This window comes from Kutzneria chonburiensis (assembly GCF_028622115.1).
In the GTDB taxonomy this organism is placed as follows: domain Bacteria; phylum Actinomycetota; class Actinomycetes; order Mycobacteriales; family Pseudonocardiaceae; genus Kutzneria; species Kutzneria chonburiensis.
This window is the reverse complement of record NZ_CP097263.1, coordinates 8,719,205-8,738,864: the sequence shown is the minus strand read 5'-3', so window position 1 is coordinate 8,738,864 and position 19,660 is coordinate 8,719,205. Positions and strand designations below refer to the sequence as shown.

General features: G+C 70.4%; 3 protein-coding genes. All 3 read right to left on the bottom strand.

Annotation, left to right across the window (positions count from 1 at the left end):
* Nucleotides 1-8: 8 nt before the first annotated feature.
* Genes M3Q35_RS40725 through M3Q35_RS40715 form a run of 3 tightly spaced genes read right to left on the bottom strand, consistent with a single transcriptional unit; the run spans nt 9 to nt 19,649 of the window.
* Nucleotides 9-6,482, bottom strand: a complete 6,474-nt coding sequence (locus M3Q35_RS40725; RefSeq protein ID WP_273937902.1) for a beta-ketoacyl synthase N-terminal-like domain-containing protein — start codon at nt 6,480-6,482, stop codon at nt 9-11.
* 16 nt (nt 6,483-6,498) lie between these two features.
* The gene (locus M3Q35_RS40720; RefSeq protein ID WP_273937901.1) at nt 6,499-17,187 is read right to left on the bottom strand and encodes a non-ribosomal peptide synthetase; all 10,689 of its coding nucleotides are present in this window, start codon (nt 17,185-17,187) and stop codon (nt 6,499-6,501) included.
* 17 nt (nt 17,188-17,204) lie between these two features.
* Nucleotides 17,205-19,649, bottom strand: a complete 2,445-nt coding sequence (locus M3Q35_RS40715) for a beta-ketoacyl synthase N-terminal-like domain-containing protein (RefSeq protein ID WP_273937900.1) — start codon at nt 19,647-19,649, stop codon at nt 17,205-17,207.
* Between the last annotated feature and the right edge of the window lie 11 nt (nt 19,650-19,660).

Sequence of the window (19,660 nt, the reverse complement as noted above, 5' to 3'; positions counted from 1 at the left end):
GTTCGCGCTCACTTTCCCAGCAGGCTCATGGCGTCGTCGACGCTGAGCTGGTTGTCACGGACGGCGGCGAGCAGGGCATCCAGCTCGCCGGTCACGTCGCGCAGGCCGGCGACGTGGGTGGCCAGGCGGCCGAGGCTCGGGTGGTCGTAGAGCACGCCGGCCTTCTCGTCCAGGCCGTAGGTGCGGTTGACGAAGGCGACGAACTCCACACCGAGGATGGAGTCGAGGCCGAGCGCGTTGAAGGTCTCGTCGTCGTCGATCTCGTCGACCGAGGTGTAGAGCACCTCGGCCAGCTGGGCCCGCAGGGTGGCCCGGATCTCCGCCGTGGTGTCGGCCTTCGGCTGTGCGACAACGGGTTTCGGCTCGGCCGGTGCGGTTCCGAGTTGTGCCGCGACGTGTGCGGCGAACGTGGCCGGCGTCGGGAAGTCGTACAGCTCGGTGGCCTTGATCGCCAGCTGGAAACGGCGGTTGACCGCGCCGACGAACTCGACGCCGAGGATGGAGTCAACGCCGAGGTCCTGGAAGGACTGGTCGGCGTCGAGCTCGCCGGCCGCGAGGTAGAGGACCTCGCTCAGCATCGCGGTCAGCTCACTGTCCACTTCGGACGTCACGGCCACCGGAGTAGCTGGGGCCGGCGCCGGGACGACCGGAGGCTGAGGCGGGGTCGGTGCGCCGCCGAGTCGGCGCAGGGAGATCTTCTGGTCGCGTGGCATCGACTTGCCCTCCAGGCGGTTCGTGGTTTCCTTGCGCAGCCGGATCGGCGCGACGGCGACCGGCTTGGGTGCTGCGGCGACCGGCTCGGGCTTCGGTGCGGCCGGCTGTGGTGCGGCGGGTTGCGGTGCCGCCGGCACGGCCTGTCCGAAGTCGCGCAGGTGCGGCAGCTCGACCGGGTCCCGCTTCGGGTCCAGGTGGGCGATCTGCAGGTCGTACCAGCAGCGCACCCGCTCGAACGGGTAGTGCGGCAACGGAATCCGCCGTCCATACCCGGCAGCGCCGCAGGCAGTCTCGCGGTCGATGCTGCCGCCGGAGAGCCACTGCGTGACCGGGTCATCCGCACCGAACTCGCTACCGGCACCGGCCAGACCGGCCAGCAGTTCCTCGATGCTCGCCGCCCGGATCGCCCGGCGCTTGGCCAGATCGACGCGGCCGACGGCGAAGGTGTAGGCGATGTCGCCCAGGTCGCCGCCGTGCCGTGAGATGTGCTCCCGAAGCGACGTGGCGTAGGCGGCGAGGGCGGTCTCGGTCCGTGCCGACAAGAACAGCACGACGGGACCGGCAACGGCATCGCGTGCGGGCCGCGCCGGAGCCTCTTCGATAACGACATGCGCGTTAGCTCCGCCCGCACCGAAGGAGCTGATGCCGGCCCGCAGCGGCTGCCCGGTCGTCCGCGGCTGCCACGGCGCGACCTGCTTCTGCACGACAAAGGGCGTGCGGGCGAAGTCGATCTCCGGGTTGGGCGGCTCCGAGTGGATCGACGGCACCAGCGTGCGGTGCTTGAGCTGCAACAACACCTTGCTCAGCGCCACCACACCGGCGGCCGACTCCAGGTGCCCGAGGTTCGACTTCACCGAGCCGATCGGGCAGATCCCCCTCGCCCGCACACCGTCGCGGTTGAACGCGCTGGTCAGGCCCCGGATCTCGATCGGGTCCCCGAGGGACGTGCCGGTGCCGTGGGCCTCGATGTAGTCGAGCGAGCCGGCGTCCAGGCCGGCGTCCCGCAGCGCCTTCGTGATCAGATCGGCCTGCGCCTTCGGATTGGGCACGGTGTATCCATTAGTCCGGCCGCCGTGATTGGCGGACGTCCCCTTGATCACCGCGTGGATGTGGTCGCCGTCGGCCAGCGCGTCGGCCAGCGGCTTGAGCAGCACGGATCCGACACCCTCGCCCGGCACGTAGCCGTCGCCGCCTGCGCCGAAGCTGCGGCACCGGCCGTCACTCGCGGCGAACCGCCCCTGGCTGAGCATGTAGTACTTGTTGGGGTGGATCAGCGTGTTCACGCCGCCGGCGATCGCCACCTTGCAGCTGCCGGCCCGAATCGCCTCGCTGGCCATGTGGATCGCGGTCAGCGCCGAGGAGCATGCCGTGTCCACGGCGACGCTCGGCCCCTGGAAGTTGAAGAAGTACGAGACCCGGTTGGCGATCGACCAGTACGCGCTGTTGGCCAGGATCGGGTTGCCGCGCAGGCGTTCCTCGGCCTCGTGCAGCTGGTATTCGCCGTACATCGCGCCGACGAACACGCCGACGTCCCGTCGGTGCAGGTCATCGGCCCGCGTGACGACCTGGTCGGGCCGGTAGCCGGCGTCCTCCAGTACCGTCCAGCAGCTCTCCAGGAACAGCCGTGCCTGCGGGTCGACGATGCCGGCCTCGCGCGGGGAGATGTTGAACAGCGGTGCGTCGAAGTCCTGCACGTTGTTGAGGAACGAGCCCCACTTCGTGTGCGTGCGGTCGACGCGCGTGGCGTCGGCGTCGTAGATGGCGTTGGCGTCCCAGCGATCCGCCGGCACCTCGGTCACGAGGTCCTTGCCGGCCAACAGGGTCTGCCAGAACTCGTCCGGCTCCTCGCCACCCGGGAAACGACCGGCGACGCCGATGATGGCGATGTCCCGGCTGTCCCCGGCGATGGGCTGGACGGGCGGTTCTTCGACGATCTCAGCCTTGACAACAGGTGTTGTCACGGGCTGCTTGACGCCGCACAGTTCGACACACCGGTCCGGCTGCTCGGCCAGGAAGTAGTCGGCCAGCTCGGCCACTGTCTGGCATTCGAAGAGCAGCGTCTTGGACAGCTGGCCGAAGTCGCGTTCCAGCAGCTCGACGATGCGGACCACGAGCAGCGAGTCGATGCCGAGGTCCTCGAAGTACCGGTCGGGCCGGACCTCGGCGACCGGCGTGCGCGTGGCCTCGCCGACCACGGCCGCGAGCCGCAGCTCCAACGCCGGCCGAAGGTCGCCGACAACCGCCACGGTCTCCGGTTGCGGTTCCGGTGCGGCCGGGGCATCCGCCACCACTGGTTCCGCTGATTGAGCAGTGCCCAGCTGCGGGAACGTCTCGTGCAGCTTCTGCTTGTCCCCGCACAAGACCAGCGGCGTGATCGGGGCATTCGGGTCGGACAGCAGGGATTCGAGCGTGGCGATGCCGTCGGCTGTGCTGAGCGGCCGCATGCCGAGACCGGCGAGAACCTCCTCGACCGTGGCGTCGCCCATGCCGCCCTCGGCCCAGTACGGCCAGGCCACCGACAGCGTCCGGCCGCCGCGAACGGTGGCACGGTGACGGGCGAACTGGTCCGCAGCGGCGTTGGCGAAGGCGTAATCGGCCTGCCCGGGGCTGCCGAGCACGCCGGACACCGAGGAGAACACCACGAACAGGTCGAGCGGCCAACCCGCGGTGACCTCGTCGAGCAGGGCCGCGCCGAGCAGCTTGGGGTCGATGACCTCGGCAGCGGCCTCAGCGGACTTGCGCAGCACGAAGGAATCCCGCAGCACGCCGGCGCAGTGCACGACGCCACGAACGGGCTCCAGGCCGGCGGCGAAAGCACGAACGGCGGCGGCATCGGTGCAGTCGAGCTGGTGGTACTCGACCGAACTGCCCAGGTGATCGACCGTCCGGTCCGAGCGGCCGGTCAGCACGACGTGGGCGTTGTACCGGCGCACCAGGTGCGCCGCGACGGCCTCGGCCAAGTGGCCCATGCCGTTGATCCAGTAACGGCCACCGTCGACGAAGGCGCTAGCGCCGCTAGCAAACCGCACCGGCCGGTAGACCTCGTCGATTCCGGTGAGCTGGACCGGATCGGTGACGGTGGTCAGCGCGAAGCGAGGGTTCTCGGCGGTCAGCGACCGGCCGAAGGCCGCAAGGCCACTGCCGATGAGCCGGCCGGTCAGATCGTCGTCGCAGGGAACGACGACGTGGGCACCGCGTCGACCGTGCTCCCGCAGCAACGGCTTGAGGAACTCGATCGCCGCCACGGCGGCATCTCGAGCCGCCACGGCGGGTTCCGCAGCGGACTTCGGCGGGGACCACACGATGGGCTCGCCGGCACCCGGCAGCGGACCTCGCGTCGTTTCGACCGGCGCGTAGACGTGCACCGCCGGCTTGGTCGCGCCGATCGGCCGGAGCGCCAGGCCGGTCAGCCGCAGCACCACGGAGCCGTCGTCGCCCACGGCCGTGAGATCGAACTTGCGGACCCGCTTGCCCCCGCCGGCCAACGGCACCGGACGCACCGACACCTGGAGGCTGCTGCCGGGGTCGGCCAGAACCTCCAGACGGGCCAAGGAGTACGGGATGAACGTCTCGCCGCCGAGGTCCTCGCCGAACAGACAGCCGATCACCGTCTGGAGCACGCCGTCGAGCAGGAACGGCGACACCCGGTAGGTCCGGCCGTCCACGCCCGGGTTCCAGCTGATCCGAGCCTGGGCACCGGCCGCGCCCCGGGACAGCGAGCCGATGACCTGGAACGCCGGCCCGTACTCGACGCCGTTGGCGGCAAACGTCCGGTACAGCTCGGCCGGCGGAACCACAGTCTCGCCGACCACGGCGGAATCCGTTGCCGTGGAGACGGAGTCGAGCACCCGGGCTTCGGCGTGCAGGACGTCGGACAGGATCCGGACCCGCACGCCCCGGTCGTCCTTGACGACCTCGGCGATCAGCCGCGTCGACTCGGTCACCCGAACCGGTTGGTGGAACGTGATGTCCTGCAATCCAACGACCGGACGCCCCAACGCCTCACTCGCCGCGCCAAGAGCCATCTCCAGCTGCGCGGCCGCCGGCAGCACTGCCCCGCCGGCGACAACATGCTCGGCGACAACGGGTTCCTGCGGTGACAGCACCCGCTCGAAACGTACGGAGTCCAGTGTGGACACGTTACGGTCGATCATGCCGGCTGGATTGGGCGTGACCGGGCGCGGCCAGATCCGGCGGGCGAAGGGATAGCCCGGCGCCGAGATCCTCTGCGCACCGTCGATCGGCTCAAACTCCGCCGACTCGTGCGCACCGGTCCGAAGCTTGGTCACCAGCTCGTCCACAGTGGACGCCGCGACAGTCAGCCGCTCGCGCTCCTCGCTACGTCCATCGGCCAGCGTTGTTGCCACATCGGCGATTCGCGGTTGGGTGGCCTCAACCCAGTCAGCCAGCTGAGAAGCGTTCTCCTTCAACGCATTCGGCGTACGGGCCGAGAGCTCGAAGACGTACGGACCGGGCGCAACCTCGGACACTGCGCGCGAAGGAGCCTGTTCCAGCACGACATGCGCGTTGGTTCCGCCAATCCCGAACGAGCTGACCGCCGCACGCCGCAGACCGTCGACCGGCCACGACTCGCTACCGACGCCAACCTTCAAACCCGACGGCACCAGGCGCGTATTCGGCCGGCCAAATCCTTGCTGCGCCGGCACTTCACCGTGTTCCAGCAGCAAAACAGCCTTGATCAGACCGGCGACACCGGCCGCGGTGTTGGTGTGCCCGATGACATTCTTCACCGAGCCGAGCAGGCAGTCACCGTCGCGGCCGTACACCTTGGCCAGCGCCGCATGCTCGATCGGGTCGCCCAGATGCGTGCCGGTGCCGTGCGTCTCGACGTAGCCGACGGTCCCCGCGTCCACGCCCGCAACCGCGAGCGCCTCGCGGATCACGGCCTCCTGGCCCTCCGGCGACGGCGCGTGGAAATCCATCTTCCGGCCGCCGTCGTTGTTCACGGCGCTGCCGCGGATCACCGCGCGGATCGGGTCCCCGTCGGCGATCGCGTCGGACAGGCGGCGCAGCACCACCGCGCCGACGCCGTTGCCGAACACCGTGCCGTCGGCCTCGTCGTCGAACGGGCGGCAGGCGCCGGTCGGCGAAAGGATCATGTCGCGGCTGGCCAGGTAGCCGGCCTGCGGGTAGTGCAGCGACACGCCGCCGACCACGGCGACGTCGCACTCCTCGTTGATCAGGCTCTCCGCCGCCAGGTGCACGCCGACCAACGAGGACGAGCACGCCGTCTGCACGGTCAGCGACGGACCGGTCAGCCCGAGCTTGTACGACACCCGGGTGGCCGCGAAGTCCTTGTCCGACGAGGAAAACCGGATCATGCCGGCCGCGTCCAGGTCGGTGATGCCCAGTGCCGGGTTGGTCGGCTGGCCGACCGACACGAACACGCCGGTGCGCAGGTCGCCGCCGCGCGGCGGGATCGCCGCGTCTTCCAGTGCGTGCCAACAGGTCTGGAGCAGCAGCCGCTGCTGCGGCTCCAGCCACTCCGCGTGTTGCGGGCTGTAGCCGAAGAACTCGGCGTCGAACGTCTCCGCGTCGGCCAGCACGCTGCCCGCCCGCACGAAACCCGGTCGCCGCAACGTCTCCGGCGCGTGACCGAGGCGGAGCAGCTCCTCGTCGGTGTGCTCGCGGATCCCGCTGCGCCCGGCGGCAAGCAGGTCCCACAGCTCGGTCACGGTCGACGCGGGCCCGAACCGGCAGGCGACGCCGACCACGGCCACCGCGTTGGGATCGGTGAACTCGCTCATCGCAGGTCTCCAGTGGTCACGGTCTTGAAGGCACGCCGCAGCTCGCGGCGCGAACGGGGGCGGCCGGGGCGGACGGGCCGCCCAGCCGCTGGCTGATCAGCTCGATCTGGTCGGCCATCGTCGGCCGGGCGAACAGGTCCGCCACCTCGATGCCCGCGGTCGGGTACAGCGCCGCCAGCCGGGCGAAGAGCCGGCCGAGCAGCAGCGAGTTGCCACCGAGATCGAAGAACTTGCGGTCGCGCGGCGGGTCGTCCAGGCCGAGCACCTCCGCCCAGGCGGTCGCCACGCCATCGAGGGACTCCACCACCGTTGTCGGCTCGGCCGGAGCCTCCAGCTGGGCGGCGACCGCCTTGCGGTCGATCTTGCCGTTCGGCGTGAGCGGCATCGCGTCGACCACGACCAGGCGGTCCGGCAGCATCCACGACGGCAGCCGCGTTTCGGCGAACCGGCGTAGAACGTCCAGGCTGGGCACGGGATCCGCGACGACGGTTGCGGTGAGCCGAACGTCGGCCCCTTCCCCGACCAAGGTCACGATGGACCGAGCGACATCCGGGTGGGCGTCGAGCACGGCCTCGATCTCGCCGAGTTCGACGCGGTGCCCACGGATCTTGACCTGGTTGTCGGCCCGGCCGATGAACAGGAGCCGGCCCTGGTCGTCGAGCCGAACGAGGTCACCGGTGCGGAAGTAGCGGCCGCCGGCGTCGGGACGCAACGGGTGGGGGCCGAAGCGCTGGGCGGTCAGGTCGGGCTGCTGCCAATACCCGGTGGCGACGGCCGGACCGCCGATCCACAGCTCGCCGCTGGGCGTGATCACCAGGTCGGTGCCGCCGATGGGGTCGCCGAGGTGCACGGGACCGGCGGGATCGATCGCGGCGATGGTGGACCAGATGGTCGCCTCGGTCGGCCCGTACACGTTCCACAGCCGCCGCGTCCGCGACACCAAGGCCTGGGCCAGGTGCTCGGGCAACGCCTCGCCGCCGCACAGCGCGACCAGGTCGGACTTGCCGGCCCAGCCGCCGTCCAGCAACAGCTGCCAACCGGCCGGCGTGGCCTGCATAACGCTGATCCGCTTGTCCTCCAACACAGAAGCCAATCGCCGAGCGTCCACAATGGTCGTTCGATCGGCCACGACGAGGGTGCCGCCGGTGATCAACGGCAGGAAGATCTCCAGCACCGAGATGTCGAAACAGACGGTGGTCACGGCGAGCAGGCGGTCCCGCTCGGTCCAGCCGACACGCGCGCCGATGGCGTCCACAGTGTGGATCACGTTGCCGTGCGTGACGCCGACGCCCTTGGGCTTGCCGGTGCTGCCGGACGTGAACATGAGGTACGCCAACTCATCCGGCGCAGGTCGGCGCTCGCTGGGCAGCGCCGGACCGAGGTCCTCGACCAGCAACGGCGTGACATCCGCCGGCAGCAGGTGAACCTGCTCGGCGGTGACGACGGCGACCTTACAGCCGGCGCCTTCGAGCACGAGGGCCAGTCGCTCCGCCGGATACGAGCTGTCCAGCGGCACGTACGGGCTGCCGGCGGCCAGCACACCGAGCAGCACACCCGGCATCGCAACGTCTCGGTCGAGCAGCACGGCCACCGGCTCGCCGGGCTGGGTCTCCGCAGTGACCGCAGTGGCCACCCGGCGGACGAGATCGTCCAGTTCACGGTAGGTCAGGCGCTGTTGGGCGTCCTCGACGGCGATGGCATCCGGCGTGCGATCAACGACCGCCTCGAAGCGGCCGACCAGCGTGCCGGCGGCCGGGTCGAGCAGGTCGGCGACGGTCCGCACGGCGTTGCCGGACAGCTCGGCGGCGAACTTGCGCATGTCGTCCACGAGCCGGTCGACCTCGTCGCCGGACAGCACAGCCGTGCGGTGGTTGGCCAGGATCTCCAGTCCCGCAGCGGTTTCCGTGACCTCGAGGCCGAGATCGAAGTGGCCCTGCTGGCCGCGCTGGTGCACCAAGTCGGTGAGCAGCTCGCGCCGATCCTCGGCTCGCCGCCAGTTCTGGAAGGCGAAGGTGACGGTCGGGGCGGCGTCGCCGCACAGCTCGGCGATCTTCGGATACGGCAGGTCGGCGTGCGCGACCGCGCCCCGCACCTGCTCCCGCAGCTCGGCGAGGAAGTCCACAGTGGACTTGCTCCGGTCGAACTCGATTCGCAGCGGCACGGAGTTCACGAAGCAGCCCACCGCGTCGTCCAGATCGGCCGAGCTGCGGCCGTAGGTCGGCACGGAGATCAGCAGGCTCCGCTGCCCGGTCTTGCGGGCCAGCGCAGTGGCGAAGGCGGCCAGCAGCAACACAAAGGACCGGTCACCGTAAGCCGGAATGGTGTACTCACGGTGCGCACCAGAGCGATCGGCCGAGCCGACGAATAGTGGCTGCCCGGAAACGCCGGCCAGCCGGGACTTCCAGAACTCGGCGCACTCGGCCAGCCGCTCGGCTGAGACGGCCTGTTCGGCGTGCAGCGAGTCAGCGAACCGACCGGTCACCGGCGGCAACTCCGCGCCCCGGTAGAGTGCGTCGAGATCATCACGCAGCAGCTCAGCCGATCGACCGTCGACCACCAGGTGATGCGTGACGAGCTGAAGCACGTTCGACGACCGGTGCAGCACCACGCGCAGCGGTGCCTCGGCGTCGAGCCGGAACCGACGGTCGGCTTCCTCCACAACATCGGAACCGTCGCGGATCTCCAGGCGTGGCAGCTGATCGGCCGGCACGAAGGCCAGCTCGCCGCCATGCGGCCGGACGACGCTGCCCAGCGCCGGGTGCCGGCGAACCAGCGCGTCGACCGCCCTGGAAAGCCACTGCACGTCCACAGTGGATGAAAGCTGCCAGGACATCGAGATGTTGTAAGGGGTCTGCGGCGCGGCCAGCTGGTCCGCGGCCCAGATGCCCATCAGCCGTTCGGTCAGCGGGGCCGGCCCACGCTCGACCGCAACGGGTTCCGGCGAGCGCTGCCCGAACCCACTGACCTGGTCGGCGTGGTCGGTGCGCAGCCGCGAAGCCAGGTCGCGCAAAGTGGTGCTGTCCAGCAGCGTGGTCATCGGCAGCCGTCCGATGTCCGACTCCAGCATGCGGTTCAGCCGCATCAGGGCGACCGAGTCCACGCCGTAGGCGATCAAGTCGCGGTCGGCGTCCAGCTTGTCGGCGGCGATGCCGACGGACTGGGCAACACGGTCCCGCAGCCACTCCAGCAGATCGTCACTCTCGACAGTGGAGCTTCCGACGCCGAGCGCGGCCTCCCACACCGCCGTGTTGCCGTGCACGAGTGCCACGTGCGATCCGCTGTCCGGCAGTCGACGCCAGAGCTCGGCCGCCGCTTCAGCCATCGGCAGCGGCGTGAGGCCCAGCGTTTCGGCCAGGTAGCGCAGCGAATCCTCGTTGGGGCTCATGCCGTCGCCGGCCAGGATCGGCCAGCCGATGGACAGCGTCCGCCCCGGCCGCCGCGCCGCCCGGGCGGCGGCAAAGCCGTCCAGGTAGCCGTTGGCGAAGGCGTAGTCGGACTGCCCCTGGTTGCCGGCCAACGCCGCCAGCGACGACGCCAGCACGAAGAAGTCCAGCCGGTGGCCGGCAAACGCCTCGTCGATCAGTGTCGCGCCGAGGATCTTGGCGTCGCAGACAGCCTGCACCGCGGCCGGCGTCTTGGCCCTGAGGAAGCCGTCACGCAGCTGCCCGGCCAGGTACACAATGCCTCGCACGTCCGGCAGCGAGCGCGCCAGCTCCTCCACCGCAGCACGGTCGGTCACGTCACAACTACGGTACTCCACAGTGGACGGCAAACCGGCTGGCTGCGCCGAGCGGCCAACCAACACGACCCGAGCCTGCGGCTGAGCGTTGAGGATGCTGGCCGCGACCTCGCGGCCCAGTCCGCCAGCACCGCCGACCAGCAGATAGCAACCGTTGGGAGACAGGAACTGCCCGGCGTCGCCCGCCGCCGAGGTGTCGGGCACGAGGGTCGCGACCTCGCGGCGACCGGGCGCAAGGCGCACCCAAGCCGGTCCGGTGAAGTCCTCGTCGCCGACGATCGCGCCGGCAGCGCCGGCCGGATCCGTTGCCAGCCAATGGGTGTCGAGCGTGACAAGCCGGATGCCGAAGCGGGCGGTCTCGCCCGCGATGGTGCGGACCAGGCCGTGGAGGCCGTAGAGCAGCGGCGCGGGCTCACCGTCGGCTGCGGTGACCACGTGCACCCGAGCACCGTCGATGTTTCGGCTGCGCACCAGCGCTCGCAGTGCAGCGAAGATCGCGTCCGTCGACACCGCGGTGGTCAGGTCGACGATCACGTCACGCGGAGTCTCGTCCGGCTTCACCTCATCGCCCCAGCCGGGCAACGGGTTCGCACCGAACGTGCGCGCCACGGTGCCGTCGCCGAGCGCCAGCGTGCCGGCCGGCGGCACCTGGACACCGGTGGAAGGCAACGGGATCCAGTCCAATTTGTACGCCGCGACCGGCGACTTCGCCTTGGCCACAACGGGTTTGCCGACTGCCGGCCGATCATCGGCGCGGACCATGAAACCGTCGATCTCCGCCAGCACACTGCCGTCGGTGCCGATCAGCCGCAGGTCGAAGGTGTGCACGCCGCGACGCTGGTCCTGGCCGACCGACCGGGCATGCACGTAGCCGCCGGTCACCGGACGGTGCACGGTGATGCGGTCCACGCCGAGCGGACGATAGCGACGGGTCGGATCGTCGGACAGCAGCCGGTAGGCGGCGGTCTGGCAGGCGCCGTCGAGCATGGCCGGGTGCAGCACCTGGCGTCCGTCCGGGTCCTCGCCGGCCGGCAGGGCCAGGCGACTGATCACCTCGTCGCCGGCGCGGCCGACGGCCGTGACCGTCCGATACAGCGGGCCGTAGGCAAAGCCGGCGGCCTCGAAAGCACGGTAGAACTCGGTCGCGTCGCCGGTCAACCGCCGCTCCAGGTCAGCCGGGTCGTAGGCCATGCGCAGCCCCGATTCGACGGCCTGCACGGTGCCTTCGGCGGCGGTGCGGCCGTTGGCCGTGACACGGAAAGCGGCACCGTCCAGCTGCACCTTGATCTCCATCGGCGCGCCGGTGGCCGGCTCCGGCCAGGCCAGGCTCCTGATCGCCATGCCGTACGGGGATTGCCTGGCGGACAACAGGGTCTCGAACACCAGCTCCGGGTGCACGGCCCCGGGCAGCAGCGCGACACCGTCGACGACGTGGTCGGCGAGCAGCCGCGAACCGGCGGTCAGCGTGAGGCTGGCGGTACGAGTCGTGGGCACCTCGATCGACTGCACCAGCGGCAGATCGCTGCCCCGATGCGGCAGCTCCGGCCGCTCGGCGCGGGCGAAAGGCGTTGTCGGCAGGGCAATCCGCCGTCCGGTCGTCACGTCCGGTTCGCCGCCGGACAGCCAACGTTGGGCCGACTCAAGGTCAGACTCAAGGCTGGGATGCGATGCACCCGTGGCCAGCGCCTCGCAGGCGGCGATCAGCTCGCCCCGGGTGCGGCAGACGATGGCGGCCCGCTCATCAAAGCGCTCGCGGCCGACGGTCAGCGTATGGGCAATGTCGTTGAGGTTCAAAGGAAGGCTCGCGGCCAGGCGGCGAGCCGTCTCAGCCAGGCGGGTCCGGTCCGGCGCGGACAGCGGCACCATCACGGTCTCGGTGCTCTCGACCGTGGCCGGCTGCCGATACTCCTCGATGATCACGTGGGCGTTGGCGCCGCCGGCCCCGAAGGAGCTGATCGCCGCGCGACGCGGGCGGTCGCCGGCCGGCCACACCTCGGCCCGGTGCTGGATGGTCAGCGGGGTACCGGCCAACTCCAGCTTGGGGTTGAGCGGTTCGGCGTGCAGGGTCGGCGCCAGCTGGCCGTTGCGCAGCTGGAGGATCACCTTGGTCAGCCCGGCAATACCGGCCGCTGCCTCGCCGTGGCCGATGTTGGACTTGACCGAGCCGACTCGCAGCGTCTTCGCCTCGGCGAAGGCGATCGCCAGCGCCCGGAGCTCGATCGGGTCCCCCAGTTCGGTCCCCGTACCGTGAGCCTCGATGTAGTCGATCGTGCGTGGGTCCACTGTGGACCGCTTGAGCGTCTCGGCGATGAGTGCCGCCTGGGCCACCGGATTCGGCACGGTGTAACCGCCGGTGCCGCCGCCATGGTTGATGCCGCTGCCACGGATCACGGCGTACACCGTGTCTCCGTCGGCTTCGGCGTCGGACAGTCGCTTGAGGACGATCGCGCCAACGCCTTCGCCGGGGATGAAACCGTCGCCGCCAGCGCCGAAAGCCCTGGTGTGCTTGCCATGCGAGGGCATGCCCAGCGCGCACAGGCCGGCAAAGCGGTCCGGGTGCAGGTAGAGGTTCACGCCGCCGGCCAGCGCCATGTCCGCGTCGCCGCTCTCCAGTGCGCGGCACGCCAGGTGCACGGCCGTGAGCGAGGAGGAGCACATCGTGTCGACTGTGAAGCTCGGGCCGGCCAGGTCGAACGCGTGCGAGACCCGGTTGGCCACCGAGGCCAACGCCGTCACGGCGTATTCGGGGTTGTCGTAGCCGGCCAGCCGCGCGTCCCGACCAGCGAGGATGTTGCTGGTGCCGGTCACTCCGGCGAAGACGCCGACCTTCCCGCCGGACAGCTCGCGGCGTGCGTAGCCCGCCGTTTCGAAGGCCTCCCAGGCCACTTCGAGGAACACCCGCTCCTGCGGGTCCATCGTCGCCGCGTCACGGGGCGAGATGCGGAAGATCTCCGGGTCGAAGCCGTCCCAGTCGTCGATGAAGCAGCCGTAGCGGGCGTAGCCCTGGGCCGTGCGCCAGTCCCAGCGGTCGGCCGGAACCTCACGGACCGGCGAGCCGCCGGTGGCCAGCAGCCGCCAGAACTCGTCCACGTCGGCCGCTCCGGGGTAGCGGCCGGCTACGCCGACAATCGCGATCGGCTCGCCGGCCTTGGGCTCACGGATCGGCTTCGCCGCTGCGACTACAGGAGCAGCCACCGGCGGCTTGACAACAGATGTTGTCACTGGAACGACCGCCGGGGTCGGCTCCGACACAACCGGGGTGACAACAGGTGTTGTCAAAGTCGGGGTCGCCGGCTCCAGCTTGGCGGCAAGGAAGGCCGCCAGGGCATCGACCGTCCGGTGCTCGAACAACACCGTCGAGGACACCGGCGTGAACCGGCTCGACACCTCGGCGACCAGCTCGTTGTTGAGCAGGGAGTCGATGCCGAGCTGCTGCCACGGGACGTTGCCGGGGATGGTCACCGTGGGGTCGGCGATCAAGGTGCGGACGATGTCGCGCAGGCCGTCGGCGATGGCGGTCACGGTCTCTCCGGACTGGGCGGCCGGCACGGCGGCGGCCGGCGATGGAGGTGCGCAGGTGAGGACGGCGACGACGCCGGGGTCGTCGGCGGTGGGGCTGGCGCTGAGGGTCCAGTCGTGGTCGGCGAGCAGGCGCTGCCAGCGGGGGACGTCGAGCAGCGGCCCGTGGGGCAGCCGGCGCTCGGGATCGACGTAGCGCCACCAGCCGTCGGTGAGGCCGAAGATCAGCGTGTAGACGGCGGCGGGGGCCACCATCTCGGACAGCACCAGGCGGCCGCCGGGGTTGAGCAGCCGGCCGATGTGGGTGAGCGAGGTCTCCAGGTCCCGCGTCGCGTGCACCACGTTGCTGGCCACGATCACGTCGAACCGCCGGCCGTAAAAGCCCTGCTCGGCCGGGTCGTGCTCGATGTTGAGCAGGCTGGTGCTGATCTTGTCGCCGAAGCGGCGGCGGCCGTGGTTGAGGAACGCCTGGGACAGGTCGGTGTAGACGTACTCCACCGGCGAAGCTAGCGCTGCTAGCACTCCGGCCGTCGTGCCGCCGACGCCCGCACCGATCTCCAGGACGCTCTGCCGGCCCTCGGCGACCAGTGCCGCCACGGTCTGCGCCGCGACCTGGTTGACCGGGTCGAACAACGAGTTGCCGCTGTAGATCCCTGTCACGCCGGACAGGTCGCCGCCGGGGAACAGCACGTCGGCGGCCCGCTGGTCGCCGCGCAGCACCGGTCCGTACGAGGCCAGCGCGCGGTCGAGGAGGTCGAGGTGGCCGGCCAGATCCGGGTGGTCGGCCAGCAGCGCCTCCCGGCTCGGCGGCTCGAACGTCCGCAGGCCGGCGAACTTGCCGCCGTCCTGGTTGACGAGGCCGTCGGACGCCAGCAGGTCCAGCACCGCGGCGAGAAGTCGGTGGTGCTCCGGCACAACACCGAGACGTTCGGTGATCTCGCCGAAGGTGGCCGGCGGGGTGAGCGCGTCGCCGAGGCCGATCTCCGCCATGCGACGGGAAAGGTGCGCCCGGGCGTAGAAGTCCATGCGCCGCGCGGCACTCTCCGAAACACTCTCGGTGGCTTGGGGCTGGTGCGCGGTCAATGCCTGGGGCTGGCCGGCCACTACAGCCGCATGGGGATGCTGTCCGGCGACCGCCGTTTCCAGTGCGGCGATGCCGTCGGCCGGGCTGTACTCGGCCAATCCGGGGTAGCTGCGCAGGACGTGATCCGTGTACTGCTTGGCCAAGCCGGTGTCACGCCACAAACCCCAGTCGAGGGTCCGCACGCGGCCGCCGGCCGCCTGGGCGTAGTAGCCGAGGAAGCTGTTGGCGGCGGCGTAGTTGAGACCACCCTGGCTGCCGAAGAGACCGGCGACCGAGGAGGAAAGCACCAGCAGCTTGTCACCGGCGAGGCGACGAAGGTGCTGGACGGCCGTCACCTTGGTGGCCAGCACAGCGTCCACTTCGGACGGACTGAGCGAGCCGATCAGGGCGGCGCTCACTGAGCCCACGGTGTGCACGAAGCCGTCGGGCTCACCGAAGGTGTTGCGGCAGAAGGCCAACACTGCCTCAACGTCAGCCGGGTTGGTGACGTCGCCCGGGTGGAACACGGCACCGGGCACCGACACCGTGGCCGGCGACCGGCCGACGAGGACCAAGCGGGCGTTGTAGTCGGCGGCGAGATGACGGGCGATCTCGGTGCCGATGCCGCCGGTGCCGCCGAACAGGATGTAGACGCCGTTCTGCTTGAAGGACCGAACGCCGGCGTCGACCGGCTGGTCCACGAAGACCTGACGGCGTCGACCTTCGGGGCGCAGGGAGACAAGCGAAGGGCCCGTCGGAACGTCTCCCACTTCGGACAGCAGCGCGTAGGACGGGTCGAGATCGACGGCGGCGATGGAGATCGTGGGCAGCTCCATGGGGATGCTACGGAGAGCGCCCAGCAGCGCACCCTGAAGCGCAGCACCCGGTGTCGGCGACGAAAGCCCAGTGGTGACAAGGCGGATCGTCGCCGGGACACCCGTACCGCCCAGAGTCCGCGCCGTGGTGACGAGGGCCAGCAGCCACTCCCGCAGCGCCGCGACACCGGACGCGTCGTCGGTCCAGTGAGCGCCCCCGACGATCAGTTGCACGTCGGTGTAACCGGCGATGCGCTCGGCCAGCTGCGGGTCGGCGATGTCGACGCCGCCGGCAACGGTGGTGTTTCGGTCGTGCAGCAGGAGGGTGTTGGTCGGGGGCGTCGCCGGGTAGGGCGGGATGTCCTGCCAGGTCGGCACGAGCATCCGCACGGTGTCGGCGGGCAGCAGGCGAAGTCCGCGCACGGTAAGCACTCCAGGAACATCGATGTCGATCACGGTGTCGCCGGTGCGGCGGACCCGAAGTTCGGCGCGCTCCGGCACGGACCGCTGCCAGCTGAGCCGGTCGATACCGGCCGCGATGTAGGTTCGGTTGTCGTCGAGCACGGCGTGCGAGGCTTGCAGCGCCGCATCCAGCCAGGCGATCCGGCGGGTTCGCTCGTCGCCCGGCCCGGCCACGATGTCGGCCCACGCCTGCGTGCCGCTGCGTCGGATTCGTTGCAGCACCCGGTAAACCGGCCCGACCTCGATGCCTCGCCCGGCCAGCAGCCCATAAAGGTCAAGCGGCTCGGACGTCTCCTCGCTCGGCCATTCCACGCCGGCAATCGGCTCGTTGGCCACCATGGCCGTGGCACAAACCTCGCCGTCGGCGGTGAGGGTCAGGCCGTCAGCCACAAGGTTCGCCGTCACCGGGACCGGCCGCAGGAACCGGATCCGGGCCAGGTCGGTCGCCGCGAAGGCGTCGATCAGCTCGGCCCCCGGCCGCACTCGACGACCGGCGACCGTGTGGTCATGCAGGTCGTGTTGGGTGCCGGGCAGCCAGAACGACTTGCGTTGGAAGGGATAGGGGGCCAGGGGCACTCGACGCTCGGGTGTGCCCTTGGGCCAGAACGCCGTCCAGTCCACGTTCCCGCCGCCCAGCCAGCCGGCAAGTTCGCTTGGCGCATCGGCGAAATCGCCCGACCGCAAGGCTCGAACCAACTCGGCACGAGACCGCGCGATGACGATCTTGCGATGCCGCAGTGCCCGGCGGCCGGTCTGAAGGGTCCAGACGATGTCGGCGAGGTCCGCAGTGCTGGACTCGACGACATCGGCCAGACGGGACGCCAGCTCGGCCAGTGCCTCCGGGGTGGCGGCGGAAAGGGGGACAACGAATGCGGTGAGCTCGGCACGATTGCCCGAGGCGACCGCGGAAGGTGCAGCGAGCTCAGACGACTCGACCGAGGCGACTGCGCGGGGCGCGGCGAGCTCGGCGGAGGTGGTCGAGGCGACTGCGGAAGGCGAGGCCGAGGCGACCGCACAGGAGGCGGCGAGCTCGGCAGGGGTGGCCGAGGCGACCGCGGTGGGGGCGGTGAGCTCGGCGGGGGTGACCGGGGCGGAACCGATTACCACGTGGGCGTTGGAGCCGCCTAAGCCGAAAGAGCTGACGGCGGCGTAGCGGGAAGAGCCGGTCCACGGGACGGAGTGGGAAGCGATGGCGAGGGGGTGGAAGTCAGGTCGATGTTGGGGTTGAGGGTGGTGAAGTTGGGGGTCGCGGGAATCATGTTGTGACGCAAGGCCTGCACGGCCTTGATGAGGCCGGCGAGACCGGAAGCGCCTTCGAGGTGGCCGAGGTTGGCCTTGACGGAGCCGATCCACAGCCGGCCGGAAGGACCGGCGGCCGAAGGACCAGCCGTGGAAGGGTCGGCGAAGGCATTCAGGATGCCGTCGATCTCGATGGGGTCGCCGAGGGCGGTGCCGGTGCCGTGAGCCTCGAGGTAGCCGAGGTCGCTGGCGTGCAGACCGGCACGGGACAGGGCCCGGCGGATCACGCGGGTCTGGGCGGCGGGGTTGGGGGCGGTGAGACTGGCAGCCCGACCGCCGTGGTTGACGGCGACGCCCTTGATGACGGCGAGGACGGGGTCGCCGTCAGCCACAGCCTGGCGAAGGGGCTTGAGCACGACCCAAGCGGCGCCCTCGCCGCGGACGAAACCGTCGGCGGAGGCGTCGAAGACGTGGCTGTGGCCGGCGGGAGAAAGCATGCCGGCCTGCTGGTACGCGGTGGTGTTGAAGGGATTGCTGAGCAGGTTGGCGGCGCCGACCATGGCGGTGGTGCAATCGCCGGCCCGTAGAGCGGAGACGGCGGAGGCCAAGGCGGTCAGGGAGCCGGAGCAGGCGGTGTCGAGTGTGACGCTGGGGCCGGTGAAGTCGTAGAAGTGCGAGACCCGGTTGGCCAAGAACGCGGGGAAGGTGCCGATGGTGGCGTATCCGTCGGCTGCGTCGGTGGCGACGAGCTGCTCACGGTAGTCATAGCTGCACGCGGCGACGAAGACGCCGACATCGGTGCCGGCCAAGGCATCGGGGTTGACGCCGGCGTGCTCGAGGGCGTGCCAGCTGAGCTCGAGCAGCATGCGCTGCTGCGGATCCATGGAGGCGGCCTGACGCGGTGTGACGCCGAAGAACTCGGCGTCGAAGAGGTCGATGCGGTCCAGCAGACCGGCTCGCTCCGGGACGCCGGCACGGGTGGTCGTGCCGATGCGGCATTCGGCCCGGGCGACCAGATCCCAGTACGCGTCGACGTCGTCGGCACCGGGAACGCGGCACGACATGCCGATCACGGCGATGTCGTCGGCAACCTCGGCAGCAAAATCCTTTGTGGACTCTTCGGCAGGAGCGTGAACGTGAGCGGCCAGGTCGCGGAGCCGAGGGTGCCGCCAGACCGTCGCCAGCGGCACGCCGAGTTCGCGGACCAGACGGACGGCGGCGGCGGAGTCCATGCCCTGCTCGCCCAACGGGCGATCGGGGTCGACAGCGTGTCCCAGCACGGATTCCGTCACGGCGAGGATCGAAGTCAGGTCGGCCTGCTCCGCCACGACCGGCGAAATCGTTGCGGCGTCACGGATCGCGGACAGTAAGGCGGCGGCCTCGCGGCCGTTGACCAGGGTGTGGTCGAAGGTCAGCACCATCTGGCGGCTGCCCCGGTCGACCGAGCCGAGGAACAGGGTTGCCACGGCCGGCGGCACGACCACCGGCACGGCGAAGGTCGCCGACTCCTCGCCGAGGTGGGAAAGGATCAGCGACACCGTGCCGTCGGCCTGCGACTGGCCGTCACGAGCCCGCTCAACCGACTGCACGTACTGCGCGTGAAAGTCCTCATTGGACAGTTGGTCGGCGGCCCGCACGACGGCGACGGTCAGGTCGTCGGAGTCGGTGGCCACGGCGATTCCGAGGTTGATCCGATCATGCACCTGCACCTTGTTGTCGGCTGCGTGCCGCGACCGGAATCCCTTGTACGCCATGGCCGTTCGGGCGGCCAGCAGGGCGAAGCCCTGGAACGCCGTCTCCGCACCGAGGGTGGCCGTGATCTGGTCGAGGGAATCGGCGTCGAGGGGCATGGCGACGACGGCCGGCACGACCTTGGCCGAGCGCATGGCGGTGTTCAGCTGCTGCTGACGGGTGCTGAGTTCCTGCGAGCGCTGGGATTCCAGGTACCGCTGAACGTCCTCGGGCATCAAAACGGAGCTGGCGGCGGGGATGGACGGCAACTGCTCGTCGGCGAGGCCGGCGCGACGGGCCATCAGCCGGGTGCGCGGTGGCACCCGAACCTTGGCGACGGGAGCGGCAGCGGGAACCTCTACCGGGGCTGCCGAGAGCTCCGCGACCACTGCGCCGATCGGCACGGTGTCGCCCTCGGCCACCAGCCAGCGGGTCAGCACGCCGTCCGCCGGGGACTCGATCTCCACGGCCGCCTTGTCGTGCTCCATCTCGTAGACGACCTCGTCCTTGGCCACCCGCTCCCCCGGCTGCTTGCGCAGGCTGAGGATGCGGACCTCGACGATGCCCTCGCCCAGTTGCGGCACGGCCAACCTGGTCATGTGTGTGGACG